We start from the raw sequence: 26,200 nt of genomic DNA, 5'->3' as shown, positions 1-26,200 counted from the left end.
CAGGGCCTTTACTTACGGCTCCTGGCTAAATCTGGTTTTATCTTTATGAATGCACGCCATGTTGCAACTGATTTTTGGTGGCATTTCTCAAGGCTGTATTTATGGGCTCATCGCCCTAGGCTTTGTTCTGATTTACAAGGCGACCGAAACCATTAGCTTTGCCCAAGGTGAGCTCATGATGGTTGGCGCGTTTGGCGCGCTGCTATTGACACAGTTTTTTGGGTTTCCTTATGGCTTTGCGGTATTGGCAGCTGTTGCAGCACTTGCTTTAATTGGCTTATTGCTGGAGCGCATGGTCATCCGCCCCGTTTTAGGCCAAACTTCTTTAGCAATCGTGCTGATCACGATCGGACTTGGCTATGTTGCCAGGGGTCTGATTGCCATGGTGCCCGACATAGGCACTGAGACTCACACACTCCAAGTTCCGTATGCGGGCAAAGTACTGAATGTGGCAGGGGCCGTCATTTCGTATGACCACTTGATGGTCATTGGCTCGACGATCGTCGTGAGCTTAATTTTGTATGTGATGTTTCGATTCAGCAAAGTTGGCATCGCCATGAGAGCCACATCTCAAAATCAACTGGCAGCACATTACATGGGCATACCAGTGAAGCGAATCAACGGACTGGTCTGGAGTATGGCGGCAGCGCTTGCCTGCCTTGCTGGCATTTTGCTAGCCCCCATCACATTCATCCACGTCAACATGGGCTTTATTGGCCTCAAAGCTTTGCCTGCAGCTGTGGTGGGCGGTTTTACAAGTTTGCCTGGTGCAATTTTGGGTGGGATCATCATTGGCTTGGTAGAAGCTTTTTCTGGTTTTTATCTGCCCGAAGGCTTTAAGGAAGTCTCTGCTTACGTGGTGATGCTTTTGGTTTTGCTCTTGTACCCAGAAGGATTGTTGGGCGAACGAACCCGCAAGAAAGTCTAAGCATGAGATTTATTTTTAAAATAAGCTACGCGCAAGACATCAATATCGTCAAGCACAAGGGCCAAGCTTTTTGGTACACCCTGTTGCTATTGGTCCTGGCCTTATGCCCACTCGTCGTGAGCGAATTTTGGATGGCGCAAGTCAACATCATCCTGATTTATTCGTTGGTGGGGTTCGGCACCATGGTCCTTTTGGGCTACACAGGGCAGCTGTCATTTGGGCACGCCGCATTCTTTGGACTCGGCGCATTTGTGCAAGCCTATTTCACAAATTTAGGATGGCCTTTTTTTGCCGCCTTGGCCGTGTCTATTTTTATCAATGTTGTTCTTGGCGCCTTGATCGCTCTTCCCGCACTAAGAGTAAAGGGGATTTTCTTAGGTGTCGCCACATTGGCGCTTGGTCTCATTGTTGAGGAAGTGTTCGTCAAGTGGGAGTCATTTACAAATGGCACATCAGGACTGACCGTTAAATCTGCACAAATTTTTGGAGTGGCCTTCAACACCCAAGTTTCTTTTTTCTATCTCATCTTGGGTATTGTGGTGGTTGCAACCTTGTTGACCATCAATCTATTACGAAGCTCGACTGGACGTGCATTCATTGCCATTCGCGACTCGGAAATATCTGCACAAAGCATGGGCATTCATGTGGGGCGCTACAAGATCATCGCCTTCATGATTTCCGCAGGATTTACGGGTGTGGGTGGCGCCATGTACGCGCATTACCTTAGATTCATTTCACCTGAGAACTTCAACCTTTTCTTGTCGCTAGATTTTGTGCTGATGGTCATCATTGGTGGCCTAGCAAGTATCCATGGCATTTTCTTTGGCGCCATCTTCATCATCATGATGCCGCCTCTGATTGCCAATCTAAAAGACCTATTGCCGGTATTCATGGCTAACGCGGCGGGTTTACAAAATGTTATTTACGGCGTCATTCTGATTTGTTTTGTTTTGTTTGAGCCTATGGGTTTGTATGGGCGCTGGGTCAAGATTCGAACTTATTTTCAGGTATTTCCTTTTTATCGAGATGGCATGTTTAAGCGACAAAAGTCATTTCAAAAATCTGACCGCCTGAAGTGAGCCACCTATGTCGCAACCATTATTGAAAGTTCAAAATGTTACGCGCCGCTTCGGCGGCTTGGTTGCTGTGGACAGCGTGAGCTTTGATGTCATGCAGGGTGAGGTGCTGACAATCATTGGGCCCAATGGCGCTGGCAAATCGACGTTGTTTAACGTGATCAGTAGGATTTATCCTCAAAGCACAGGCCAATTGTTTTTTGAGGGCGTGGATCTGGGTGATACGCCACCGCACAAAATTGCAAACCTTGGCATCGCGCGCACTTTTCAAAATATCGAGCTCTTTGAACATGCAACCGTTTTGCAAAATTTGCTGATTGGTCACCACAGACTGAATCGCACAAGCTTTTGGAGCAATCTTTTATTTCTCAACTCAACCCGCCAAGAAGAGCACGCGTCCCGCCTGCGAATCGAAGAAGTCATTGACTTTCTAGGCTTACAAAAATACAGAGACAGCTTTGTATCTGGCCTGCCATACGGCATCCGAAAAGTAGTCGAATTAGGACGTGCCCTCAGCATGGATCCAAAACTGCTCTTACTTGACGAGCCATCTTCTGGTTTGAATCCTGAAGAAACTGAAGAGATGGCTTTTTGGATCAAGGATCTAGTGAATGACTTAGGCATCACTGTGTTGATGGTCGAACACGACATGTCTTTGGTCGCGCGCGTGTCTAGTCGCGTGGTTGCCATGAATCAAGGACAAGTCATCGCAATTGGGACATCGGCGCAGGTTCAGAGCCATCCTGATGTGATCAAGGCATACATTGGTGCTGAAGACGAGGGTGCAAATGACTGATATGCCAACCCCCATGCCGGCGACATCGGCATCGACCGCCGCCAACACAAGTTCAGCACTCCTTCGACTGACCAATATTGAAAGCGCATACGGCCCCGTCAAAGCCATTCGCGGGGTAAGCCTTGAAGTAAAGAAGGGTCAAATCGTCACGCTTCTCGGCTCCAACGGCGCAGGCAAAACAACCCTGTTAAAAACCATCTCAGGCATTATGGATCCCGTCAGAGGCACGGTCGAATTTGCCCAACAAGACATCACGGGCGTGGAAGCTTCAGACCTCGTCAAGAAGGGGCTCAGCCATGTGCCAGAAGGCCGAGAGGTTTTTCCTTTGCTCACAGTCTATGAAAACCTCATGATGGGCGCTTACACCCGCAATGACCGTGATGCGATTGCCCGTGACTTAGAGCAATCCTATCGTTACTTCCCCATTCTTAAAGAACGCGCCACCCAAGTCGCCGGTTTGTTGTCTGGCGGACAGCAACAAATGCTGGCCATCGCGAGGGCCTTGCTAGCAGATCCACAAATGATTTTGATGGACGAACCCAGTCTGGGTTTAAGTCCTAAATTAACCAAAGAGATCTTTCAGATTATTCGAATGATCAACCAAGACAGTGGACGGTCCATTCTCTTGGTTGAACAAAACGCAAGCATTGCATTGCAAACAGCTGACTTCGGTTACATCATGGAAAACGGTCGCATCGTCATGCAAGACTCATGCGAACGTTTGATGCAAAAAGACGACATCCAAGAGTTTTATCTAGGCATAAAACAAGAAGGTGTTCGGACTGAACGCAGATGGAAAAAGAAAAAAACTTGGCGCTAGCTGGCCTCGCTGACTTCTACATACTTGATGAACCACTTCATGGCGATTTGTCTAAAACTGGAGATCTCTGATGCGTTACCTTTGGCAAATTGAAGCTGAATTTGCGCGCGCAGAGAAAAATGCTGCTGCGCCTTTGGCAGGCGACACAGTTCAGGCCTTGTTTTGGAATGCAGTCGCGTTGCGAAAAAATGATATTTGGTTACGTCAAAAAGAGCTGGGCATTTGGCGTGCTTGGACTTGGCATGAAACCGGAGAGATTGTCAAAGAAATAGCCATGGGCTTACACGCCCTAGGCATGCGGGTTCAAGATCGGGTTTCAATTTTGTCCAACACCCGGGCTGAATGGGTATGGGCAGATTTTGCGATTCTTAGTTTAGGGGGTGCTTCGGCGGGTATTTATCCAACGGATGCGGTGTCACAGGTGCAATACATCCTGAGTGATAGCCAGAGCCGTTTTTTATTTGTGGAAGACGAAGAACAACTTGATAAGGCGCTCGAGGTCCTGCCAGACCTGCCCAACCTGAGCAAAATCATTGTCCTAGATGACAAGGGTCTGCGCCATTTTGAGCACCCACAAGTTTTGTCACTCAAGGCACTGCGCCAGCTTGGTGCTTCAGCTTTGGTGGGCAACCCTCTTGGTCTGGATGCACTTAGAAACGCATCATCGTCTGAGCACTTGGCAATACTGGTCTATACCTCTGGCACCACCGGCAAACCCAAAGGCGCCATGCACCATCATTCAGGCTTGGTCTATGCAATTCGTGGTCACGCACAAATCATTGCGCAAACACCACAAGATGAACGCATGTGCTTTTTACCCCTCTGTCATATCGCCGAACGGGTGGGCGGTGCGTTCGTGTGCCTGTACACAGGTACAAAAATTAATTTTGTCGAAAACCCTGAAACCGTTCCTGAAAATATTCGAGAAATTTCACCCACCATCATTCTTGCGGTTCCACGCGTGTGGGAAAAGTTTCAATCCGGTGTTTATTTGTCTCTCAAAGAGTCGACAAGATTTGAACAGTTCATGTTCCATTGGGCCATCGAGCTTGGAAGCAAAATTGCTGACCAGTTTTTAGCCGGGCAATCTATTGGCCTACACCAACGTCTGGCATATCGCATAGCGCATTGGCTAGTTTTGGCGAATGTCCGGAAATCACTTGGCATTGACCAAGCAAGGTTCTTATTAAGTGGTGCTGCACCCATCTCGCCGAAAATTTTGCGATGGTTTTTTGCGTTGGGCGTGCCCATGTTTGAGATTTGGGGCATGACTGAAACATGCGGCGGCTCGTCTGCGAATAACCTTGGCTTCATCAAACTGGGCTCGATTGGCGTCCCAGCCCCTCACAACGAAATGAAGGTTGATTCTGAAACGGGTGAAATTCTCATCAAAGGTCAAAATATTTTCTCTGGCTATCTCAACTTGCCTGATAAAACCAAAGAGATGTTTGACGCTGAAGGTTGGATGCATACAGGCGATGTGGGAACAGTAGATGCAAACGGCTTCTTCGCCATCACAGATCGCATGAAAGACATCATCATCACGGCTGGCGGAAAAAACATCACGCCCAGCGAACTTGAAAACGAGTTGAAGGCCTCGCCCTACATCACGGATGCCGTCATTGTGGGTGACCGCTTGCCCTATCTCACGGCCATCATCATGGTCGACCATGACAACGTCGAACAATATGCCCAGTTGCACGACATTGGCTTCACCAACTACGAAAGCCTGACCCAAGCGCAAGAAATTACGAAACTCATTCAATCGGAAGTCGATCAAGTGAATCAAAAATTTGCACGTGTGGAGCAAATTAAAAAGTTCTTTTTGCTCAGCAAGAAACTAAGTCCAGAGGACGAAGAGGTCACTCCGACGATGAAGCTCAAGCGAAAGCTGGTGATCGATAAATACGCAGACTTGATTCAAAAAATGTATGTTGAACGTGCATGAAGCGTCATCTGTGGCTCTTGTTACAGTCTTGCCCATGAGCACATTCAACCAAGTCATCCTCTTCACCGACACCGACGGCCTCGCACGCTTTCGCGAGGAAACGATCGAACTCTCCGAAGGCAAACCGCAAGCGCGTTTGTCGCCTCTCATGCCCAGCGGCGGCATGCAGCTGCGCCGCAGCCCTGTCGGGTTTCGCAGCGACTTTCACTGCACCGACAACCCGCAGTGGTTGTTTGTGTTGGAAGGTCAGATGGAAATATTTTTGCAAGACGGCACGTCGCGCGTCTTTGGCCCAGGCGAGCACTTTTACTCGGCCGATGTGCTGCCTAGAGGCGCCACATTTGATGCCAAGGTACACGGTCACTGGAGCCGCCAAGTGGGGCCGGACGAACTCGTCACCTTGTTTGTGCGCAGCTAAACCTTGCGGGGCTTACCAACCCAAGCCTAAATGCAAGGGCAAGTACACCGCCATGCCCAGCACGATGGTCAGCAACACGTCGTGCTTGAAGAAGTAAATAGCCACCCCGACTGCCGCTGCATAAATGCGGGCGTCTTGCCACGTGGCAATGAGCTCGCCTTGGCTCATCACAATTTCAGGCACCACCACGGCTGAGAGTGCAGCGATGGGCGCATATTGCAAGCCGCGCTGCGCCCAATGTGGCAAGTGCCACTCGCTGTTGCTGAGAAAGAAAAAACTGCGTGTGACAGCTGTGATGATGGCCAAACCCACAATGACCCAAAGGGTCCAGGCGTCGGTCACATTCAAGTCGGTGCTGTTCATGCTGGCCTCTCTTTCAAGACCTTGAGTTGCTCTGCCATCAAACATGCAAACACCGCCATGAGGATGGCCACCACAATATGAAGCTTCAAAGGCAAGGCATACGCCAGCACCGCGACCATGCCTGCCACGATCGCCGACAACACGCGCAAGCGCGAGCTTGCGAGCGAGCACTGAATGCCCAACAAACACAAAATGCCCGCAAAGCCCAAGCCCCATGCGGTGGGGATGGCGTTGGCCAAGGCAATGCCCAACAAGCTGCACGAAATCCAGCTGGTCCAGTTGGCAACACTCAAACCAGCCAAGTAAGCCTCTTGCGAGCGACGGTGTTCGTCGGTGTGTGCAGGGTGATCAAAACGACGGATAAACAGCACATAGACAGGGTCCGTGGTGAAGTAGCCCGCCACCATGCGCGGCAACCGAGGCAAGTGCATGAGGTAGCCACGCATGTGCAAGCTGAACACCACAAAGCGCAAGTTCACACAAAAGCCAGCAGCCAGCACCACCCAAGCAGGCGCACCCGCCATGATGAGCGGCGTTGCCGCCAACTGTGAGCTGCCAGCGTAGACCACCAGGGTCATGAAGACCGACTCAAACACACTCATGCCTGACTTGACCAAAGCCACGCCCGTCATCAGCGCCCACGCAATTTGCCCAAAGGCTTGCGGCGCGAGGTCGCGCACCCCGACATTGAAATCAGGGTGAAGGTAGAGCTTGCGTTGCCAAAACATGTGTCAGCTTTTCAGGTCATTTTTTTGAGCGCTGAGCGGCTCAAAGCATTGGCCAGCGGTGAGTGCAAAGCCGCGTAAAAAATCAGCGGCATTGAGCCGCTTGCCGCCGGCGCGTTGAAGCTCGGTCACGCACAACACACCTTGGCCGCAGGCCACGCGGACGCCATGCGCATCGGCACTGATCACCGTGCCTGCTGCGTGGTTGTGTGTCATGTGGTCGACTGTGGCACGCCACAGCTTGATGACGTCTGTGCCAAGCTGCGCCGAGGCGGCAGGGAACGGGTTGAAGGCGCGTACACGTCGGTCAATGGCATCGGCCGATTGCAGCCAATCCACCGCAGCTTCGGCTTTGTCTATTTTGTGGGCGTAGCAGATGCCAGACTCTGGCTGTTTGACAGGCTGCAACTTGCCTGACTGCGCATCTGCCAAGGCTCGCACCACCAATGCGCCCCCCATGTCGGCCAAGCGGTCATGCAGGCTTGCTGTGGTGTCGTCTGCGGCAATGGCCAGCTTGTCGGTCAGCAACATGTCGCCGGTGTCCAGGCCTGCGTCCATTTGCATGATGACCACACCGGTTTGCGCATCCCCCGCCTCAATGGCGCGGTGAATCGGCGCCGCGCCTCGCCACCGTGGCAGCAGCGAAGCGTGAATATTCAAACAGCCCAAACGCGGCGCATCCAGCGTCCACTGCGGCAGGATCAGGCCATAGGCCGCTACCACCATCACATCCGCGTTGGCCTGTGCAATGGCCGCTTGTGCAACTGCTGCATCGTCTGGGTATTTGCCGTCTAAGCGCAAACTCAAAGGCTGCGCCACCGCGATGTGGTGTCGCTCGGCCAGTTGTTTGACCGCGGAGGCTTGCAGTTTCATGCCCCGACCTGCAGGCCGATCGGGCTGGGTCAGCACCAAGGGGACGGTGTGGCCTGCCTTCAAAATTTGGGCCAAGGCCTGGGCTGCAAATTCGGGTGTACCCGCAAAGATGACGCGTAAGGGCTGGCTCATGTCAGCGCTTTATTCATCGTCACGCGAGGCTTTGAGCAATTTGGTTTTGATGCGATTGCGCTTCAAAGGCGAGAGGTATTCGACAAACACCTTGCCCAACAAATGATCCAACTCATGTTGGATGCACACGGCCAACAAACCTTCGGCTTCAAGCGTGCGCTCTTGACCGTGCTCATCCAGCGCTTTAACTTTGACGTGTGTCGCGCGTTCAACACCGTCGTAGATGCCAGGCACCGACAAGCAGCCCTCCTCGCCTTTGACACGCACATCCCCCATCCAAATGATTTCGGGGTTGACGAGCACGATGGGTTGGTCCCGCTCTTCAGAGGTGTCTATCACCACCAAACGCTCGTGCACGTCAACTTGTGAGGCCGCCAAGCCGATGCCGTTGGCGTCGTACATGGTTTCCAGCATGTCGGCGATCAGGGCCTTGATGCGCGCGTCAATGTCCTTGACTGGCTTGGCGACCGTGTGAAGTCTGGGGTCGGGGAATCTGAGGATGTCTAACTTTGGCATGGCTTTATTGTCTCCGCTTTTGAAGTTTTCGATCGTTGGCCGTGCCTATTTCGGACACCTGTTCTGACAATCGATGGCACATTTCAAGGGGAGGGATACATGGACAAAAACGCGTTACGCGCTTGGCTGCGACTGAGCATGACCGAGGGCGTAGGCAACGACGCAGCGCGAAAGCTGCTGGCTTGCTTTGGCAGCCCGCAAGCGGTGTTTGAACAGACCGAAGCCGCACTGCAGCAAGTGGTCACACCTGCACAAGTACAAGCCCTGCGCAATGTCCCCAACGAGCTGGCCGTGCAATGCGTGCGCACCGAACAATGGTTGATGCATCAGCCCGATACCCACAGCCACGCCCTGTGGACATTGGGCGATCCCCACTACCCGCAGGCGCTGCTGCAACTGGCCGACCCACCCTTGATGATTTATGTTGCCGGACAAACGAGGCGCACGCTGGGCAACGCCGTGGCGGTTGTGGGCAGCCGCAACCCCACGCCACAAGGTGAACAAACAGCCGAGCAGTTTGGCGAAGCGCTTTGCGCGTCAGGCTTGTGCGTGGTGTCAGGCCTTGCGCTGGGCGTGGATGGTGGTGCGCACAAAGGCGCCTTGCGGGGAGGAACGACGAAGGCCCATTGGCACACCGTGGCCGTGGTGGGCACAGGGCTAGACCGCGTATACCCCCGCCAGCACCAAACGCTGGCGGCGCAGATTGCGCTGAATGGTTTGCTGATCAGCGAATACCACTTGGGCGCCGCACCTCTGGCGCACCACTTCCCCAAACGCAACCGCATCATTGCGGCCTTGGGCTTGGGCACGCTGGTGGTCGAAGCCGCCTTGAAATCAGGCTCACTCATCACCGCCCAAATGGCGCTGGAGTTGAACCGCGAAGTGCTGGCCATTCCAGGCTCTATCCACGCCACGCAATCGCACGGCTGCCACGCCCTGATCCGTCAAGGGGCCAAGCTGGTCCAAAACGCGCAAGACGTGCTGGAAGAGCTGCAGCTTGCACCGCAACAACAAGTCAGCTTGTTTGCCGAGGCGATGAAAGTTGGAGAAGAGGCTGGATCGTCCAACAATCTGCATCCGCTGCTCACCCACATGGGCTTTGACCCTGTCAGCTTGGACGCCCTGCAAGCCCGCTGCGGCCTTGATACAGCCGGGCTGCAAGCGCAACTGCTCACGCTTGAACTAGACGGGGCAGTGGGGCGTTTGCCTGGGGGCTTGTTTCAGCGATTGATCCGTGCGTGATTAAGGGACAACACCGATATTTGTGACAAATTGCGACACAAAAAACATGTATATTGGGCTACATGTTTGAAGTGCTCGTATTCGTCTATGAAAACTATTGGCGAGGCGATGCGTGTCCTGAGCTGGAGCAGCTAGGCCGCAAACTCAGTGCTGCTGGTTTTGAATTAGAAGACATCCAACAAGCTTTGTCGTGGCTCGACGAGCTCAATTTGGCGTCCCACAAAACCGAGCTGATCGACATCAGCCAAGCCAAGAGAACGCACTACACCGAATCGGCCCAAAGCATGCGCGTGTATTCGGTGGCCGAGCAAGACCACTTGGGTAGCGCTTGCTTGGGTTTCATCAACTTTCTTGAATCTGCCGACGTGCTGTCGCCCCACATGCGCGAAATTGTGCTGGACCGCGCCATGGCCATCCCCGGCAACCCCATCCATTTAGACGACTTGAAAATCATCGTGCTCATGGTGTACTGGAGCATTGGCTTAGAGCCAGACGCCTTGATCTTGGATGAGTTGTGCGACGACGCCGATCGCGTCGCGCACTGAGACTGACACTGAGCTTAGTCTTTGCCGCCCAAGCGGTGCTCAATTTCCCCCACAATGCCGCGGCGGAACACCAGCACACACACCACAAACGTACAGCCCATGATGATGGTGACCCACGAGCCTAGGCTAGACAAATAATTTTGCATCGCGACGATGACTGCTGCGCCAACCGCAGGGCCAATCAAGGTGCCCATACCGCCTAGCAAGGTCATCAACACCACTTCGCCCGACATTTGCCAGCCCACGTCGGTGAGCGTGGCCAAGCCAAAAGCAATCGCCTTGGTGGCACCCGCCAAACCAGCCAAGGCAGCGGACAACACAAACGCCACCAATTTGTAGTGGTCCACGTTGTAGCCCAAAGACAAAGCACGTTGCTCGTTCTCACGAATGGACTTCAGCACTTGACCAAAGGGTGAATGCACCACCCGGTAAATCAAGGCAAAAGCCGCTACAAAAATGGCCAGCACCATGTAGTACATGGTGGTGTCGCTGCTCATGTCGAGCAGGCCAAACAACTTACCGCGTGGGATGCTTTGAATGCCGTCTTCTGCATAGGTGAACGGTGACTGCACGCAGATGAAGTAAATCATTTGCGCCAAAGCCAAGGTGACCATCGCAAAGTAAATGCCCTGTCGGCGCACGGCCAACCAACCCGTGAACAAGCCAATGCAAGCCGCAGACAAGGTGCCCGCCAACACCGCCACCTCAGGCGTTAGGCCCCACACTTTGACGGCATGGCCCGACACATAGGCAGCAAAACCAAAAAACATGGCGTGGCCAAACGACAGCAAGCCGGTAAAACCAATCAACAAATTGAAGGCGCAGGCAAACAAAGCAAAGCACAGCACCTTCATCAAGAACATGGGGTAGCCCACAAAAGGCGCCACCAAGAGGACGAGCAACAGCACGCCGTAAATCAAACGTTTGCCCATCACTTCTCCCGCCCGAACAAGCCTGCTGGCCGGATCAACAACACAATCGCCATGATGACAAACACCACCGTGGTCGACGCTTCTGCAAAAAACACCTTGGTCAGGCCTTCAATCAGGCCCAAAGCCAAGCCCGTGACAATCGAGCCCAAGATCGAACCCATGCCCCCAATCACCACCACCGCAAACACCACGATGATGATGTTGGAGCCCATCAGTGGGCTCACTTGGTAGATCGGCGCCGCCATCACACCTGCCAAGCCCGCCAAGCCCACGCCAAATGCGTAGGTGAGCGTGACCATCAAAGGCACGTTGATACCAAAGGCTTTGACCATGTTGGGGTTTTCAGTGCCCGCACGCAGATAAGCGCCGAGCTTGGTTTTCTCAATCACATACCACGTGAAGAAACACAACACGATGGACACCACAATCACCCACACGCGGTACTTGGGCAGCATCATGAAGCCCAAATCAAACACGCCGCGGAACACTTGCGGTAGCTCATAGGGCAAGCCCGATGAGCCATAAAACTCTCGGAAGATGCCTTCCAAAATCAGAGCCAGACCAAAGGTCAGCAACAAGCCATACAAGTGGTCGAGTTGCTGCAACCTATGCAGCATGGTTTTTTCAATCAATACGCCAATCAAGGCCACGCCAATGGGGGCAATGACCAGGGCCAACCAGTAGTTGATGCCCGCGTAATTGAGCAACATCCACGCAAAAAAAGCGCCCACCATGTAGAGCGCGCCATGTGCGAAATTGACGATGTTGAGCATGCCAAAAATCACGGCCAGCCCCAGCGACAAGATGGCATAAAAAGAGCCGTTCACCAAACCGAGCATGAGTTGCCCCATCAAGGCTTGTATCGGCACGCCAAAAATTTCAGTCATACAGTTCGATGCAATGTGACGGGCCGCACCATGCGGCCCGTCGGTTCAGTCAATGACTTGGATTACTTCTTCAAAGCAGGGCAACGGCTTTGGGCCAGCGACTGGAAGGCCTCATCACCCTTGATGGTGCCCTTCAAGTTGTAGTAGTCCCAAGCGCCTTTGGATTCGGCAGGCGACTTGACTTGGAACAAGTACATGTCGTGCACCATGCGGCCATCAGGACGCAGCTTGCCGTTCTTGGCAAACATGTCGTTGATGGGCGTGTCTTGCATCTTCTTCATCACTGCAGCCGTGTCATCTGTGCCCGCGGCTTGAACAGCCTTCAGGTAATGCATGGTGGATGAGTAAACAGAAGCGTGGTTCGAGTTGGGCTTTCTCTTCATCTCAGCTTCGTACTTTTGAGCCCAAGCGCGTGTCTCGGGGTTCAAGTCCCAATACCAGCCTTCGGTCAAGTACAAGCCTTGTGCCGTGTTCAAACCAATTGCATGCACGTCGGTGATCAACATCAACAAAGCAGCCAAGCTTTGCTTTTTGGTCAAACCAAATTCAGCCGCCGCCTTGATGCTGTTCACCGTGTCGCCACCCGCGTTAGCCAGGCCCACTACTTTGGCGCCAGAGCTTTGGGCTTGCAACAAGAAGGACGAAAAGTCTCCCGTCGCCAGCGGATGACGCACCGCACCCCGCACTGTGCCGCCGGCCGCCTTGACCACTTCGCTGGTGTCTTTTTCCAGCGAGTGACCGAAGGCATAGTCAGCGGTCAAGAAGTACCAGCTGTCGCCGCCGTCTTTCACAATGGCTTTGCCCACCACGTTGCTCAAAGCAATGGTGTCCATCAAGTAATGAATGCCTGTGCCAGGAGCGCAGTCTTCATTGGTCATGCGCGCTGAAGCCGCACCCGTGACGATGGTGATTTTGTTTTTCTCTTTGCCCAAGGCTTGCACCGCCAGTGCCACAGAGGAGTTCAAGTTCTCGACGGTCATGTCCACGCCGTCACGGTCAAACCATTGCTGGGTGACGTTCTTGGCGATGTCGGGCTTGTTTTGGTGGTCGGCATTGACCACTTCAATCTGCTTGCCAAACATCCTGCCGCCAAAGTCTTTCACCGCCATTTTGGCAGCGGCCACAGCACCAGGGCCACCGTAGTCGGCATACAAGCCAGACATGTCGGTCAACACACCAATCTTCAAGGTGTCGCCAGACAGTTTGCCCTGTGCCATGGCGCTGGTGGAAACACCGGCCAAAAAGACGGCCGTCGCGGCTGCGATGGCTGAGGTCACGAAAGTACGCTTCATAGTTTGCTCCTGTTGAAAAAGGGCTTAAACGCCCAGATACTCGTTCAGCATTTGTGCTTTGTTATCGAGCTCATTTTTGTGAACCGTGGCCACGATTTGGCCATGCTCCATCACGTAGTGCCGATCTGCCAGGGGTGCGGCAAAGCGGAAGTTTTGTTCGACCAAAATAATGGTCAGGCCCTTGGCCTTGAGTTGGCGAATCACGCGACCCAGTGTTTGCACAATCACGGGCGCAAGACCTTCGGTGATCTCATCGAGCAACAAAATGCGTGCGCCTGAGCGCAAAATGCGCGCCATGGCCAACATCTGCTGCTCACCACCAGACAAACGCGTGCCTTGGCTGCTGCGACGTTCCTTGAGGTTGGGGAACATCTCATAAATTTCTTCTACCGACATGCCGCCTGGGCCCACCTTGGGTGGCAGCATGAGGTTTTCTTCGCAACTCAGCGTCGAAAAAATACCGCGCTCTTCAGGGCAATAGCCCAAACCCAGACGCGCAATTTGGTTGGTTTGCATGCCAATGGTTTCGATGCCATCAATTTGCACCGAGCCAGTGCGACGACCCGTCAAACCTAAGATCGACTTGATGGTGGTGGAGCGTCCAGCGCCGTTGCGGCCCAACAAAGTGACCAACTCGCCTTCGTGAATTTCAAAATTCACGCCATGCAAAATATGTGACTCACCGTACCAAGAATCTAGGTTGGCAACCTTCAAGAGGGGCGTGCTCATGCGGCCTCCTCGGCGGTGCCCACATAGGCCTCTAGGACGCGCGGGTCTTTGGACACTTGGGCGTAAGGGCCTTCGGCCAACACCGAGCCACGCGCGAGCACGGTGATGGTGTCGGACAAATCAGACACCACATTCATGTTGTGCTCCACCATCAGCACCGTGCGGTTGGCTGAGACCTTGCGAATCAAATCCACCACACGGCCCACGTCTTCGTGGCCCATGCCTTGGGTCGGCTCGTCCAAGAGCATCAACTCGGGGTCCAGCGCCAAAGTGGTCGCGATCTCAAGCGCACGCTTACGGCCATAAGGCAGCTCAACGGTTTGTGTTTGGGCAAAGCTGGCCAGATCGACCTGCTCCAACAAATGCATGGCATGCGCGTTGAGGCTGTTGAGGCTGTCCTCAGACTTCCAAAAGTGAAAGCTGGTGCCAAGCTTGCGCTGCAAGCCAATCCGCACGTTTTCCAACACGCTCAGATGCGGAAACACTGCAGAGATTTGGAACGAACGCACCATGCCCATGCGCGCCACCTCGGCGGCTTTGAGCGCAGTGATGTCTTGGCCGTTGTAAAAAATCTGACCCGAGCTCACAGGCAAAAACTTGGTGAGCAAGTTGAACACCGTGGTTTTGCCTGCCCCGTTGGGGCCAATCAAAGCATGGATGGAGCCGCGCTTAACTTGCAAGTTCACACCATCAACGGCGATGAAGCCTTTGAATTCGCGGGTGAGCTGCTTGGTTTCTAAAATGAAGTCGTTGCGTGTCAAACCTGTGGCCTTAGCTGAGAGTACGTCTGTCTAGGTCGCGCATGCTAAACATCGATTGGCGATGGCGCAAAGGGGTAAACCCGTTTTGCAGTCACCTGCAAGACAAATCAAGCGCCGCCTGCTAGGGACGCTGTCACGCAGAGACAAAAAAGCCGGTTCGCAAACCGGCTTTTCCTTGTGAAACGTGGGGCTTAAACCACCGCACCAGAATTCTCGTCATCGGGATCACCCGCCACTTTGGAGACGGGTTTGATGAGGTCTTCACGGCGTATGCCCAGCCACATGGCAATGGCCGCCGCCACAAACACCGATGAGTAAATGCCAAACAAAATGCCAATGGTCAACGCCAGCGCAAAGTAGTGCAGGGTAGCCCCCCCGAACAGCAACATGGACAACACCATCAGCTGCGTGCTGCCATGCGTGATGATGGTGCGGCTGATGGTGGAGGTGATGGCGTTGTCGATGATTTCCACCGTATCCATCTTGCGATAGCGACGAAAGTTCTCACGGATACGATCAAAAATCACCACCGATTCGTTGACAGAGTAGCCAAGCACCGCCAGCACCGCGGCCAACACAGGCAGCGAGAACTCCCACTGAAAGAACGCAAAAAAGCCCAAGATGATGATCACATCATGCAAGTTGGCAATGATGGCGGCCACGGCAAATTTCCACTCAAAGCGCATGGCCAAATAAATCATGATGCCGATGACCACAAAGGCCAAAGCCTTGAGGCCATCCACCGCGAGTTCGTCGCCCACTTGGGGCCCCACAAACTCGGTGCGACGCAGCTGCACATTGGCGTCCGTTGTCTTGAGGGCGATCAACACTTGCTCGCTTTGTTGCGCAGAGCTTTGGCCTTTGACGGCAGGCATGCGGATCATCACATCGCGGGCCGTGCCAAAGTTTTGCACCTGCACATCGGTGAAGCCCAGCTTGGCGATTTGATCGCGCACGGCGTTGAGATCGGCGGGCTGGCTGTAGCTGACTTCCATCAGCGTGCCGCCCGTGAACTCAACTGACAGGTGCAAACCACGGCTGAACAAAAAGAACACTGCCGCCGCAAATGTGATGAACGAGATGGCGTTGAATGCCACCGCGTTCTTCATGAAAGGGATGTCTTGACGGATTTTGAAAAATTCCACGATGGTTTCCTTTTAAGCGCGCCACACCGTGCCGATCGACACGCTTTGCAATTTCTTTTGACGGCCATACCAAAGGTTGACCAAGCCACGTGAGAAGAACACCGCAGAGAACATGCTGGTCAAAATACCCAAGCAATGCACCACCGCAAAACCGCGCACAGGGCCAGAGCCAAAGGCCAACAAGGCCAAGCCTGCAATCAAGGTGGTGACGTTGGAGTCCAAGATGGTGGCCCAAGCACGGTCATAGCCCGCGTGGATGGCGGATTGGGCCGACGCACCGTTGCGCAACTCTTCGCGCACGCGTTCGTTGATCAGCACGTTGGCGTCAATCGCCATCCCCAGCACCAAGGCCATCGCGGCCATGCCGGGCAAAGTGAGGGTGGCTTGCAACATAGAGAGCACCGCCACCAACAGCAACAAGTTCACGGCCAAGGCCACGCTAGAGAACACACCAAACAACATGTAATAGACACACATGAAAGCGGTCACGGCCACAAAGCCCCAGGTGACGGAGTCAAAACCTTTGGCAATGTTTTCAGCACCCAAGCTTGGGCCAATGGTGCGCTCTTCAATGATCTCCATCGGGGCGGCGAGTGAGCCCGCGCGCAACAGCAAGGCCGTGTCGTTGGCTTCCACGGTGCTCATGCGACCCGAAATTTGCACGCGACCGCCGCCAATTTCGCTGCGAATCACTGGCGCAGTCACGACCTCGCCCTTGCCTTTTTCAAACAAAATGATGGCCATGCGCTTGCCCACGCTCTCACGCGTGACGTCTTTGAAAATGCGTGCGCCCTTGGCGTCCAGGGTCAGATGCACCGCAGCTTCTTGGTTTTGGGTGTCAAAGCCAGGCTGTGCATCGGTGAGGTTTTCGCCGGTCAAGATGACTTGCTTTTTCACAATCACCGCTTGGCCGCTGCGCTCGAAGAAGCGCTCTGTGCCAAACGGGACGGGGCCGTTGCCAAACTCAGCCGCACGGGCCTCGGCGCTGTCGTCCACCATGCGGATTTCCAACGTCGCTGTGCGCCCCAAAATGTCTTTGGCCTTGGCCGTGTCTTGCACGCCAGGCAGTTGCACCACGATGCGATCCAGGCCTTGCTGTTGAATCACCGGCTCGGCCACACCCAACTCGTTGATGCGGTTGTGCAAGGTGGTGATGTTTTGCTTGATGGCTTGTTCTTGCACGCGCTTGGCCGCCGCGGGGTTGATGAGCGCGGTGAGCTTGAAGTCAGCGCCATCTGGACTACTTGCGGTTTGCAGGTCAGCAAACTGGTCTTGAATCACACGTTGCGCAGCCTCCAAGGTGGCCATGTCGCGGAAACGAATGTCGATGGTTTGGTTGTTGCGACTGATGCCGCTGTGGCGCACGTTCTTTTCGCGCAAACTGGTGCGAATGTCACCCGCCAAAGACTCGGCTTTTTTGGTCAGCGCCGCAGGCATGTCGACTTGCAACATGAAGTGCACGCCACCACGCAAGTCCAAACCCAAATACATGGGCGATGCGCCCAAGCTGGTCAGCCATGCAGGCGAACGGGCCAACAAATTAAGCGCCACCACATAAGAGGCATCGTTGGCATCGGGCACCAAGGCTTGCTGGATGATGTCCTTGGCTTTGATTTGTTGGTCGGTGCTGCCAAAGCGCACTTTGAGCGAGCTGTTGTCCAAGGTCACCACATCGGGCGCCAAATTGGCAGCAGCCAAAGCAGCTTGCACACGCTCTTGCACCGCCAAATCCATCTTGACAGAGGGCTTGGCTGCTGACACTTGCACCGCAGGCGCTTCACCAAAAAAGTTAGGCAGCGTGTAGAGGCTGCCGACCAACAAAGCGATCACGATGATCGCGTACTTCCAAATGGGGTAACGGTTCATGATCGCTTCGTCGTCTTAGATAGAGCCCTTGGGCAGCACTTGCACCACGGCTTGGCGCTGCAATTGCACTTCCACGCCCGCAGAGATTTCAATGGTCACGGTGGCGTCAGCCAAGGCGGTCACCTTGCCGAGCAAGCCGCCCGCTGTGGCAATTTCGTCGCCTTTGGCAATGGCTTCGATCATGGCTTTGTGTTCTTTTTGACGCTTCATTTGGGGGCGAATCATCACGAAATACAAAACCACAAACATCAGCACCAAAGGCAACATGCCTTGCAATGAAGACATCATGTCAGTGCCTGCAGCAGCGGCAGGAGCGGTTTGGGCAAAAGCAGAAGAAATCAACACGGTCAGACTCCAAATTGAGGGACTGCTGCCAGGGTACAAAACGCCCCAGCAGGCCAACCGCGAATTGTATGCGGCTGGCTTGTCGCCTCAATGTTGGGCAGACCACTGCACTTTCAAGGCGTCCCACTTTTGACGCACAGCCGCCAAGTGGCGGGCCTTGACATGGCCAAAGCCTTTGATTTGTTCAGGTATTCGTGCCAGCTCCAGCGCCAAAGCATGGTTGCTGGTGTTGAGTCCGCCCAGCACCATCTCCACGGTGGCCAGGTATTCCTCAATGAGCGCGCGCTCGGTGCGACGCTCTTGGGTGTAACCAAATACATCCAGTGCAGAGCCTCTGAGCACCTTCAGGTGTTTGAGCAGCTGAAACCCCGTGCGCATGAGCGGCCCAAACTTTTGCTTTTGCAACTCACCTTTGTCGTTGGTCTTCGCCAACAGCGGAGGGGCCAAGTGGTAGTGGACTGTGAAGTCTCCTTCAAACATGGCGTCAATCTTTTGCAAAAAGGCGGTGTCGGTGTGCAAGCGCGCCACTTCGTACTCGTCTTTGTAGGCCATGAGCTTGAACAGGTTGCGTGCCACCGCCTCGGTGACTGTGGTTTTGTGAAGCGCAGCCTCTGCCAAGCGCACACGCTCCACCCATTTGTAATAGTGGTTGGCGTACGCTGTGTTTTGATAAAGCGCCAAAAACTCGCGGCGTTTCTCGATCAAGGCATCCACACCTTCGGGCTTGTGGAACTGCACCACTTGCGCGGGGGCGAGTAAGGCTTGCACCTCCTCCCAATGCACGGCGCAGTGACGCCCCCATTCGAACGCGGCCTTGTTTTGCGCCACGGCCATGTCGTTGAGTTCAATGGCTCGCATCAAGGCTGCGTGGCCCAAAGGCACCCAACCTCTTTGCCACGCAAAGCCCAAGATCATGGGGTTGACAAAAATGCTGTCGCCCAGCACTTGGGTGGCCACGCGGTCGGCATCAAAGGTGCCTACCCACTCTGCGCCGACGGCCCGCACGATTTCGGCCACGCAGGCGTCGCCTGGGTTTTGCCAATTGGCATTGCGCACAAATGCAGCGGTGGGGGCGCTGTGCACATTCAACGCCACGTGGGTACGACCTGCACGCATGCGCTGAAGGGTTTCTTGGCTCGCCACGACGATGGGGTCGCAACCAATGACCACATCTGCTGCTGCCAGGCCCACCCGTGTGGTGCGAATGTCGTCTTGTTGATTGGCGATGAGCACATGACTCCAGGTGCTGCCGCCTTTTTGCGCCAAGCCCGCCGCATCTTGAGTGACGATGCCTTTGCCCTCAAGGTGCGCCGCCATGCCCAGCAACTGACCAATGGTGATGACGCCCGTCCCACCCACGCCCGCCACCACCATGCCCCACGCGTGGGTGGTGTCGGGCAAGTTGGGCGCTGGCAACGCAAGCTCGGGCATGGCAATGCGTGACACGCCCTTGGCTTTCTTTTTCAGGCTACCGCCTTCGACCGTGACAAAACTCGGGCAAAAACCTTTGACGCAGCTGATGTCTTTGTTGCAGGTGCTTTGGTTGATGGTGCGCTTGCGGCCAAACTCGGTCTCGATTGGCTCCACGCTCATGCAGTTGCTTTGCACACCGCAGTCCCCGCAGCCTTCGCACACCAACTCGTTGATCAACACCCGCGTGGCGGGGTCAACGAGGGTGCCGCGTTTGCGGCGACGGCGTTTTTCGGTGGCGCATGTTTGGTCGTAAATGATGACGGTGCAACCCAAGATGCCCCGCATCTCGCGCTGAATGCGGTCTAGCGCGTCGCGGTGGAACACCGCCACACCATCGACCAAACCCGCGCCTTCATATTTCTCGGGCTCGTCTGTCACCACACTGATGCGTTGCGCACCTTCAGCTCGCATACTTTGCGCGATTTGAAGGACTGAATGCCCTTCAGGTCTTTCACCCACGCGCTGTCCGCCCGTCATCGCCACTGCATCGTTGTACAAAATTTTGTAGGTGATGTTCACACCTGCCGCAATGCTTTGACGAATCGCCAAGATGCCGCTGTGGAAATACGTGCCGTCGCCCAAATTGGCAAAGATGTGGTCGTCATTCACAAACGGTTGCTGACCCACCCAAGGCACGCCCTCGCCGCCCATTTGGGTGAAGCCATGTGTCTCGCGGTCCATCCACAACACCATGAAATGGCAGCCAATACCCGCCATCGCACGCGAGCCTTCGGGCACTTGGGTGGAGGTGTTGTGCGGGCAGCCCGAACAAAACCAAGGCATGCGTTCAGCTTGGCGCGTGACGGTTTGCATCTGAGCTTCTTTGGCGCTGATGATGGCGAGCTGTGCTTGGATGCGTGCGGTGGTGTCGGCATCCACGCCGAGCTTGAGCACGCGTTGCGCAATGGCTTTGGCAATGAGTGTGGGGTTGAGGTCGGCGTTGGCACGCAACAAGGTGTTGGCGCTGGGGTTGGGCATGGACCATTCGCCACCGCCTCCACCAAAGGGGCCCTGCTTGCCATCTTCGCCATCGATCTCGTTGAACTTACCCAACACATTGGGCCGCACATCGGCGCGCCAGTTGTAGAGCTCTTCCTTGAGTTGGTACTCAATGACTTGGCGCTTTTCTTCGATCACCAAAATTTCTTGCAAGCCTGTGGCGAACTCGCGGGTGAGCTGCGCGTCCAACGGCCACACCACAGCCACCTTGTGCAAGCGAATGCCAAGGCGGCGACAGCTGGCGTCGTCTAGCCCCAAGTCCAGCAGCGCTTGGCGTGTGTCATTGAAAGCCTTGCCACTGGCAATCAGGCCTAGCCTGTCGTTCGGGCTTTCGATGACGTTGTGGTTCAAGCGGTTGGCGCGCACATAGGCCAGCGCGGCGTACCACTTGTAGTCAAACAAACGGGCTTCTTGCTCCAGCGCTGTGTCTGGCCAGCGAATGTGCAAGCCGCCCGCAGGCATGTCAAAGTCAGGGATCACGATGTTCACGCGGTGTGGGTCAATCACGGCGGTGGCGCTGGACTCCACAATTTCTTGAATTGTTTTCATGCCCGACCACACGCCGCTGAAGCGGCTCATGGCGATGGCGTGCAAGCCCAAATCTAGTATTTCTTGCACACTGCTGGGAAAGAAAACAGGTGTGCCACAGGCTTTGAAAATGTGATCGCTTTGGTGCACCGCCGTGGAGCTTTTGGCCACATGGTCATCCCCCGCCACGGCCAACACACCGCCCCAAGGGGTGGTGCCCGCCATGTTGGCGTGCTTGAACACATCCGAACAGCGGTCCACGCCTGGACCCTTGCCGTACCAAATGCCAAACACGCCATCAAATTTGTTGCTGCCCGCAGGCGCAAAACCGAGTTGCTGAGTGCCCCACAGTGCCGTGGCGGCCAGCTCTTCGTTCACACCCGGTTGAAAAACGATGTTTTGTGCTGCCAGGTAAGGCTTGGCTTTCCACAGCGATTGGTCATAGGCGCCCAAGGGTGAGCCGCGATAGCCACTGATGAAGCCCGCCGTGTTTTTGCCTTGCAGCGCATCGCGTTGGCGCTGCAGCATGGGCAGCTTGACCAGCGCTTGCACGCCGCTCATGAAGGCGCGGCCTTGGTCGAGGCTGTATTTGTCGTCCAGCGTCACCGTGTCGAGTGCGCGGCGAATGTGCTCGGGCAGGGGGGCATTCATGGGCAGTTCCTCTGTTAGCGGCTATGCGCTAAGAGTTTAGGACGCAAACACAGATCGCGCAGGAACTTGAGAGACATAAAAAAGCCCCGACCTTTCGGGCAGGGCTTTTTAAATCTACTGAGAACCCAGCTTTGGCAATTAGCTTTGGCAATACACCTTGGCGTCGAAAGGCGTATAAATGCCGCCGGTCAGCAAGCCCAATAGACCGTTCAAGAACGATGTCTCGCGCTCTACCTTGACCACTTTATTGGCACCGCCGCACACCGCAGCGGCATCGATCGTTTGAGTTTGGCCCAAACCATTGACAAAGAAGGTTTGCATGTCTTCTTTGGCCAACTGGCCAGTTTGGCCATTGATGTAGGCCGTTTGTGTAGAACAAGCCGCCAATGTGGCGACCAAGATCAAGGGGAGAATGATTTTTTTCATGGTGCTGTCCTGACGATTAACGGGTGCAATAAACGCGAACTTGACGTGGTGAGTAAATGCCCAAAGTCAACATCGTCATACCGACGTTGCCAGCAGTCATTTGTGTTTCGACACGCTGCACTTTTGATGTGCCACCGCACGCTTTGGCCGCGTCAATGTCTTGACTTTGACCAATGCCCGCCACCCAGAAGGTTTGTGAGTCATCGTGTGTCGCCGCATTGTGTGTGTCTGGTCGCACATCAAAGCGCTGAATCGCACAGCCTGTGAGGCTCAGCACAAGGGCTGCAATTGCTAGTTTTTTCATTTAAAAACACTCTTTAAGTTAAAGGAGTGCTTATTTTATGAGCCAATAAGTAGTATTTATTTAGGCCAAAACACCCATAAACGCAAGCCCTGCTTCATTCGGCCCGCATAGTCACCCGCCTCAAGGCCCGTGCCAGCAAAGTAATCTGCCCGCACCGCACCCACAATGGCGCTGCCAGTGTCTTGCGCAAACACCAAGCGTTGCAAATGGCCATTGGGCCCCGTGCTGCTCAGCCAGACCGGTGTGCCGTAAGGGATGGAGTCTTTGTCCACTGCGATCGATCGGCCTGGCGTGAGCGGCACGCCTTGGGCACCTCGGGGACCCAGATGTGTGTCGGCGGCGCTGCGTACTTCTTCTCGAAAGAACACATAACGCGGATTGCTCCACATCATCTCTTGCACCAAACGGGGGTTGGATTGTTGCGTGCTGACCATCCATGCCTTGATGCCTGGCCATGAAGCATCTTTGATCAAGCCTCGCTCTAGCAGCCAGCGGCCCACACTTTGGTAAGGCTGCTCGTTTGAGCCCGCAAAAGCCAAACGTACCACGCGCGTGCTGCCATCTGGGTTGGCGATGCGCACACGGCCCGAGCCTTGGATGTGCAACACCAAGGCGTCAATTGGGTCAGCCAACCACGCCACCTCGCGGCCACGCAGGGCCTCACGCGCTTGGGGCTGGCTGTCGATCTCTTGGCGGGTGAACCATGGGCGGCCTGCGCGACGCGCCTCGGCCAAGCCCTCGGGCGGCGCGAACAAAGGCACTTCAAAGCCAGGGCGCATGTGTGCAGACGCGTCAAACAAAGGCTCGTAATAGCTGGTCAGCAAGCCCTCCACCGCGCCGTCGAGTGACTCGACGCGATAGGGTTGCAAATGGCCCATCATCCACAAGCGGCGGTCATCATCGCTGCCCAGCATGAGCTGTCGCACGTCTTGGCACAGCGGCGCAAACAAGGGGCCAGGGCGCACGCAGTTTTGCAGCCACGCATTCCATGCGTCTTGCAGTGGGTCGTTTTGCCAACCAGGCACCTCGCTCCACGCAACCGCGACCCAGCGGCTGCGGTAGCTTTGCTGTGGGTTGGGCGTGCCAGGTGTGCCAGCCAAGCTGCCGGTGGTACGAGGCAAATCCACAGGTGCAGTTGCAGTTGTAGGTGCCGGCACGCTGGTGGGGCGGCCATAGTCGCCCACAGGTGCTTGGCGCGGTGCGCTGCACGCCACCAAGCTTCCTACAATCAGGACAACTGTCAAACGCCAAAGGATGTGTCTCATGCTGTTAATTTTGCTAGAAGCGCTGGGCGCTGGTTGCATCTTGGTGTTGATCGTATGGTGGACCATGTTCTCAGGCCGCGCAGAGGCAGAGGCTGAACACGAAGCAGCACAAAAAGAGGCCGCCAAAGAGGACAAATAAATCACTCAGCGCGTAGCAAGTTGGCCAGCTCCACGGCTGACTTCACATTCATTTTGTCAAACACCCGCGCGCGGTGCACTTCCACTGTGCGCACGCTGATGTCCAGCTGGTCTGCGATGAGTTTATTGGGCAGGCCTTCGACCACCAAATACATCACATCACGTTCGCGCTCGGTGAGGTCCGACAAATTGTGTTTCAGGCTTTGCTTGTTGCGTAAAGCTTGCAGGGTGTGCGCCGAGCGAGCCAAGGCCTGCTCGATGCGATCGACCAGCGCGTTGTCAGAGAACGGCTTTTCACAAAAGTCAAACGCGCCCCGCTTGACTGAATCGACCGCGGTGGGCACATCGGCGTGACCGGTGAGAAAGATCACGGGCAGGGCATTGAGCAGCTGGCGTTCGATGAGTTGCTCAAACAATGCCAACCCGCTCATGCCAGGCATGCGCACATCAAGCAACAAGCAGCCGGGTTGGCTGGGCTGCCACGCCAAATGGTTGGCGTTTAAAAATTCAGCAAACGCATCGGCACTCTCAAACGACTGACTGGGCAAGCGACGTGAACGCAACAGCCACGCCAAGGCCTCGCGCACGCCCGCATCGTCGTCAACAATAAATACCAAAGCGTCTTCCGAGGGTTGCATGTGTGTGGCCTGATTTCAAGATTGTGGCAGGGTAAAACTGAACACGGTGCCATGCGGAAGATTGGGCTGAAATCGCAAGATGCCGCCGTGCTGCTCCACCACGGTGCGGCACAAACTCAGGCCCAAACCCATGCCTTCTTGCTTGGTGGTGAAGAAGGGGGTGAAGAGTTTTTCGGCCACGCCTTGTGCAATGCCATGCCCCAAATCGGCCACCAAAAACTCCAACCATCGGCTGCTGGCGCTGGCGTCTGCAACACGCACCGCCAAGGTCAACACTTTGTGGGGCGTGTCATCGGCCATGGCTTGCATGCCATTGCGCGTGAGGTTCAACAACACTTGCTCCACCATGGTCCGATCGCACCAAACAGCCGGCAAATCGGACGGACAGTTCACCACCACGCGCACGCCCAGTTTGCGGGCTTGCAAAATCACCAAGGGCATCACATGGTCTATCAGGGCGCGGGGAGCAAGCGCTTCGCGCGATTGGTCGCGGCGGCGCACAAAGTCGTGCACGCTTTTGATGACCTTGCCTGCACGCTCGGCCTGTTGGCCAATGCGCTGAATCGCGCTGCTCAAGTTTTCCGCCAATTGCGGGTCTTGGAGGGCTGCGTCTTTGAGCAAATTCATGCTGCCCGTGGCGTAACTCGAAATGGCGGCCAAGGGTTGGTTGAGTTCATGACTCAAAAGCGAGGCCATTTCACCCACGGTGGCCAAACGTGCGGTGGCTTGCAAACGCTCTTGGCTGGCACGTGACACCTCTTCGACGCGGCGTTGCTCGCTCACATCCAAGACGGCCCCCATCCAGCCTGTTTGCTCGCCGATGGCATTGATGAGCGGGGCTTCAAAAATCATCACCGGAAAGCGCTCACCGCTCTTGCGCATGAACACCGACTCTGCCCCCTCGCGCGGCGGCGCATTGCCGGCCAAACGCAGGGCTTGGCGTTGCCCATATTCGTCCACCATCTCGGGCGGCCAGTAGGGCGCGGGAATGCTTTGGCCTATCAACTCCTTGGCCTCAAAACCCACCATTTCGCAAAATGCGGGGTTGACATAGGTAATGCGGCCTTCGCTGTCACGCGCACGCAACCCAGTCACCAGCGAGTCCTCCATCGCTTTGCGAAATGCCAGTGCATCGGCCAGGTCAAGCTCCACGCGTTGACGTCGGCGCATGTCACGCGCCAACATCACCAACACGGTGACCAGCGCAATCGCCATGGCCGTGACCAACGCGGTCAACACGTTGGGGAACACATCGGGTGCGCCGCGCCAGCTGTCCATGCGCAGCACCATGGTGTGGCCTGGCAAGTCCAACAGTTGCTTGGCGATGAACACGCGCGAGCCTCGGCTTGCCGTGCCGTGCATGGCCAAGCGCGTGCCATCGGACTCGGTGAACGACACCTCTTGGCTGCGGGTGAGTTGCGGACCCACCATGTTGACCA

At 55.2% G+C, this 26,200-nt stretch carries 27 protein-coding genes; 9 read left to right on the top strand and 18 right to left on the bottom strand.

Annotated features, from left to right (window positions below):
* Nucleotides 1-58 precede the first annotated feature (58 nt).
* The 6 genes from V7Q41_RS11245 to V7Q41_RS11220 all read left to right on the top strand — a co-directional run bounded on the left by V7Q41_RS11245 (nucleotide 59) and on the right by V7Q41_RS11220 (nucleotide 5,986).
* Nucleotides 59-928: a branched-chain amino acid ABC transporter permease gene (locus tag V7Q41_RS11245; RefSeq protein ID WP_333845948.1), complete on the top strand. Its 870-nt coding sequence runs from the start codon at nucleotides 59-61 to the stop codon at nucleotides 926-928.
* A 2-nt stretch (nucleotides 929-930) separates the two neighbouring features.
* Nucleotides 931-2,007: a branched-chain amino acid ABC transporter permease gene (locus V7Q41_RS11240; protein ID WP_333845947.1), complete on the top strand. Its 1,077-nt coding sequence runs from the start codon at nucleotides 931-933 to the stop codon at nucleotides 2,005-2,007.
* A 7-nt stretch (nucleotides 2,008-2,014) separates the two neighbouring features.
* Nucleotides 2,015-2,800, top strand: a complete 786-nt coding sequence (locus V7Q41_RS11235; RefSeq protein WP_333845946.1) for an ABC transporter ATP-binding protein — start codon at nucleotides 2,015-2,017, stop codon at nucleotides 2,798-2,800.
* The gene (locus tag V7Q41_RS11230) at nucleotides 2,793-3,620 is read left to right on the top strand and encodes an ABC transporter ATP-binding protein (protein ID WP_442918855.1); all 828 of its coding nucleotides are present in this window, start codon (nucleotides 2,793-2,795) and stop codon (nucleotides 3,618-3,620) included. The genes V7Q41_RS11235 and V7Q41_RS11230 overlap by 8 nt, the downstream gene beginning before the upstream one ends.
* Nucleotides 3,621-3,690: 70 nt before the next feature.
* Nucleotides 3,691-5,568, top strand: a complete 1,878-nt coding sequence (locus V7Q41_RS11225; protein ID WP_333845945.1) for an AMP-dependent synthetase/ligase — start codon at nucleotides 3,691-3,693, stop codon at nucleotides 5,566-5,568.
* Nucleotides 5,569-5,602: 34 nt separating this feature from the next.
* Nucleotides 5,603-5,986, top strand: a complete 384-nt coding sequence (locus tag V7Q41_RS11220) for a hypothetical protein (protein ID WP_333845943.1) — start codon at nucleotides 5,603-5,605, stop codon at nucleotides 5,984-5,986.
* Nucleotides 5,987-5,998: 12 nt separating this feature from the next.
* Here the strand turns inward: V7Q41_RS11220 and V7Q41_RS11215 are convergent, their stop codons facing one another.
* The 4 genes from V7Q41_RS11215 to def are packed head-to-tail and all read right to left on the bottom strand — an operon-like array spanning nucleotide 5,999 to nucleotide 8,595.
* Nucleotides 5,999-6,349, bottom strand: coding sequence for an AzlD domain-containing protein (locus V7Q41_RS11215; protein ID WP_333845942.1), 351 nt, complete (start codon nucleotides 6,347-6,349; stop codon nucleotides 5,999-6,001).
* On the bottom strand, nucleotides 6,346-7,077 hold the full coding sequence (locus tag V7Q41_RS11210) for an AzlC family ABC transporter permease (RefSeq protein ID WP_333845941.1): 732 nt from the start codon (nucleotides 7,075-7,077) through the stop codon (nucleotides 6,346-6,348). The genes V7Q41_RS11215 and V7Q41_RS11210 overlap by 4 nt, the downstream gene beginning before the upstream one ends.
* Nucleotides 7,078-7,080: 3 nt before the next feature.
* Nucleotides 7,081-8,079, bottom strand: a complete 999-nt coding sequence (fmt, locus tag V7Q41_RS11205; protein ID WP_333845940.1) for a methionyl-tRNA formyltransferase — start codon at nucleotides 8,077-8,079, stop codon at nucleotides 7,081-7,083.
* Nucleotides 8,080-8,088: 9 nt separating this feature from the next.
* Nucleotides 8,089-8,595 (bottom strand): peptide deformylase, encoded by a 507-nt coding sequence (gene def, locus V7Q41_RS11200; RefSeq protein WP_333845939.1) that lies wholly within the window; start codon nucleotides 8,593-8,595, stop codon nucleotides 8,089-8,091.
* Between the two features lie 99 nt (nucleotides 8,596-8,694).
* On the opposite strand from def, the gene dprA reads away from it, so the two are divergent.
* Nucleotides 8,695-9,837 carry a DNA-processing protein DprA gene (gene dprA / locus V7Q41_RS11195; RefSeq protein WP_333845938.1) on the top strand — a complete coding sequence of 381 codons (1,143 nt, stop codon included), beginning with the start codon at nucleotides 8,695-8,697 and terminating at the stop codon, nucleotides 9,835-9,837.
* A 62-nt stretch (nucleotides 9,838-9,899) separates the two neighbouring features.
* Nucleotides 9,900-10,382, top strand: coding sequence for a DUF494 domain-containing protein (locus V7Q41_RS11190; protein ID WP_333845937.1), 483 nt, complete (start codon nucleotides 9,900-9,902; stop codon nucleotides 10,380-10,382).
* 14 nt (nucleotides 10,383-10,396) lie between these two features.
* On the opposite strand, the gene V7Q41_RS11185 is transcribed toward V7Q41_RS11190, so the two are convergent.
* The 12 genes from V7Q41_RS11185 to mltA form a co-directional block, all read right to left on the bottom strand.
* Entirely contained in the window at nucleotides 10,397-11,314 is a 918-nt protein-coding gene (locus tag V7Q41_RS11185) for a branched-chain amino acid ABC transporter permease (protein WP_333845936.1), read from the bottom strand.
* Complete coding sequence (locus V7Q41_RS11180) at nucleotides 11,314-12,201, bottom strand: branched-chain amino acid ABC transporter permease (RefSeq protein ID WP_333845935.1); 888 nt, start codon at nucleotides 12,199-12,201, stop codon at nucleotides 11,314-11,316. Before V7Q41_RS11180 ends, V7Q41_RS11185 begins: the two co-directional genes overlap by 1 nt.
* 62 nt (nucleotides 12,202-12,263) lie before the next feature.
* Complete coding sequence (locus tag V7Q41_RS11175; RefSeq protein WP_333845934.1) at nucleotides 12,264-13,493, bottom strand: ABC transporter substrate-binding protein; 1,230 nt, start codon at nucleotides 13,491-13,493, stop codon at nucleotides 12,264-12,266.
* Nucleotides 13,494-13,517: 24 nt separating this feature from the next.
* Nucleotides 13,518-14,222, bottom strand: a complete 705-nt coding sequence (locus V7Q41_RS11170; RefSeq protein ID WP_333845933.1) for an ABC transporter ATP-binding protein — start codon at nucleotides 14,220-14,222, stop codon at nucleotides 13,518-13,520.
* A complete protein-coding gene (locus V7Q41_RS11165) occupies nucleotides 14,219-14,983 on the bottom strand; it encodes an ABC transporter ATP-binding protein (protein WP_333845932.1) in 765 nt (254 codons plus the stop codon). Before V7Q41_RS11165 ends, V7Q41_RS11170 begins: the two co-directional genes overlap by 4 nt.
* 191 nt (nucleotides 14,984-15,174) lie before the next feature.
* On the bottom strand, nucleotides 15,175-16,128 hold the full coding sequence (secF, locus tag V7Q41_RS11160) for a protein translocase subunit SecF (protein ID WP_333845931.1): 954 nt from the start codon (nucleotides 16,126-16,128) through the stop codon (nucleotides 15,175-15,177).
* 12 nt (nucleotides 16,129-16,140) lie between these two features.
* Nucleotides 16,141-17,994, bottom strand: a complete 1,854-nt coding sequence (gene secD / locus V7Q41_RS11155; RefSeq protein ID WP_333845930.1) for a protein translocase subunit SecD — start codon at nucleotides 17,992-17,994, stop codon at nucleotides 16,141-16,143.
* Nucleotides 17,995-18,009: 15 nt separating this feature from the next.
* Entirely contained in the window at nucleotides 18,010-18,339 is a 330-nt protein-coding gene (gene yajC / locus V7Q41_RS11150) for a preprotein translocase subunit YajC (protein ID WP_333845929.1), read from the bottom strand.
* Between the two features lie 87 nt (nucleotides 18,340-18,426).
* Entirely contained in the window at nucleotides 18,427-21,990 is a 3,564-nt protein-coding gene (locus V7Q41_RS11145) for an indolepyruvate ferredoxin oxidoreductase family protein (protein WP_333845928.1), read from the bottom strand.
* A 138-nt stretch (nucleotides 21,991-22,128) separates the two neighbouring features.
* A complete protein-coding gene (locus V7Q41_RS11140; RefSeq protein ID WP_333845927.1) occupies nucleotides 22,129-22,416 on the bottom strand; it encodes a Bor/Iss family lipoprotein in 288 nt (95 codons plus the stop codon).
* A gap of 16 nt (nucleotides 22,417-22,432) precedes the next feature.
* A complete protein-coding gene (locus V7Q41_RS11135) occupies nucleotides 22,433-22,720 on the bottom strand; it encodes a Bor family protein (RefSeq protein WP_333845926.1) in 288 nt (95 codons plus the stop codon).
* A gap of 56 nt (nucleotides 22,721-22,776) precedes the next feature.
* A complete protein-coding gene (gene mltA, locus V7Q41_RS11130) occupies nucleotides 22,777-24,051 on the bottom strand; it encodes a murein transglycosylase A (RefSeq protein WP_333845924.1) in 1,275 nt (424 codons plus the stop codon).
* Between mltA and V7Q41_RS11125 the strand changes: the two genes are divergently transcribed.
* On the top strand, nucleotides 23,984-24,124 hold the full coding sequence (locus V7Q41_RS11125) for a hypothetical protein (RefSeq protein WP_333845922.1): 141 nt from the start codon (nucleotides 23,984-23,986) through the stop codon (nucleotides 24,122-24,124). The genes mltA and V7Q41_RS11125 overlap by 68 nt on opposite strands.
* Nucleotide 24,125: 1 nt before the next feature.
* On the opposite strand, the gene V7Q41_RS11120 is transcribed toward V7Q41_RS11125, so the two are convergent.
* Entirely contained in the window at nucleotides 24,126-24,761 is a 636-nt protein-coding gene (locus V7Q41_RS11120) for a response regulator transcription factor (RefSeq protein ID WP_333845921.1), read from the bottom strand.
* Nucleotides 24,762-24,776: 15 nt separating this feature from the next.
* A partial coding sequence (locus tag V7Q41_RS11115; protein WP_333845920.1) for a two-component system sensor histidine kinase NtrB occupies nucleotides 24,777-26,200 on the bottom strand: 1,424 nt, incomplete at its 5' end.

Origin of the sequence: Limnohabitans sp., from assembly GCF_036804465.1 — a bacterium.
In the GTDB taxonomy this organism is placed as follows: domain Bacteria; phylum Pseudomonadota; class Gammaproteobacteria; order Burkholderiales; family Burkholderiaceae_C; genus Limnohabitans.
Note: the sequence above shows the minus strand (reverse complement) of the source record. Positions and strands in the feature narration are given on the sequence as shown.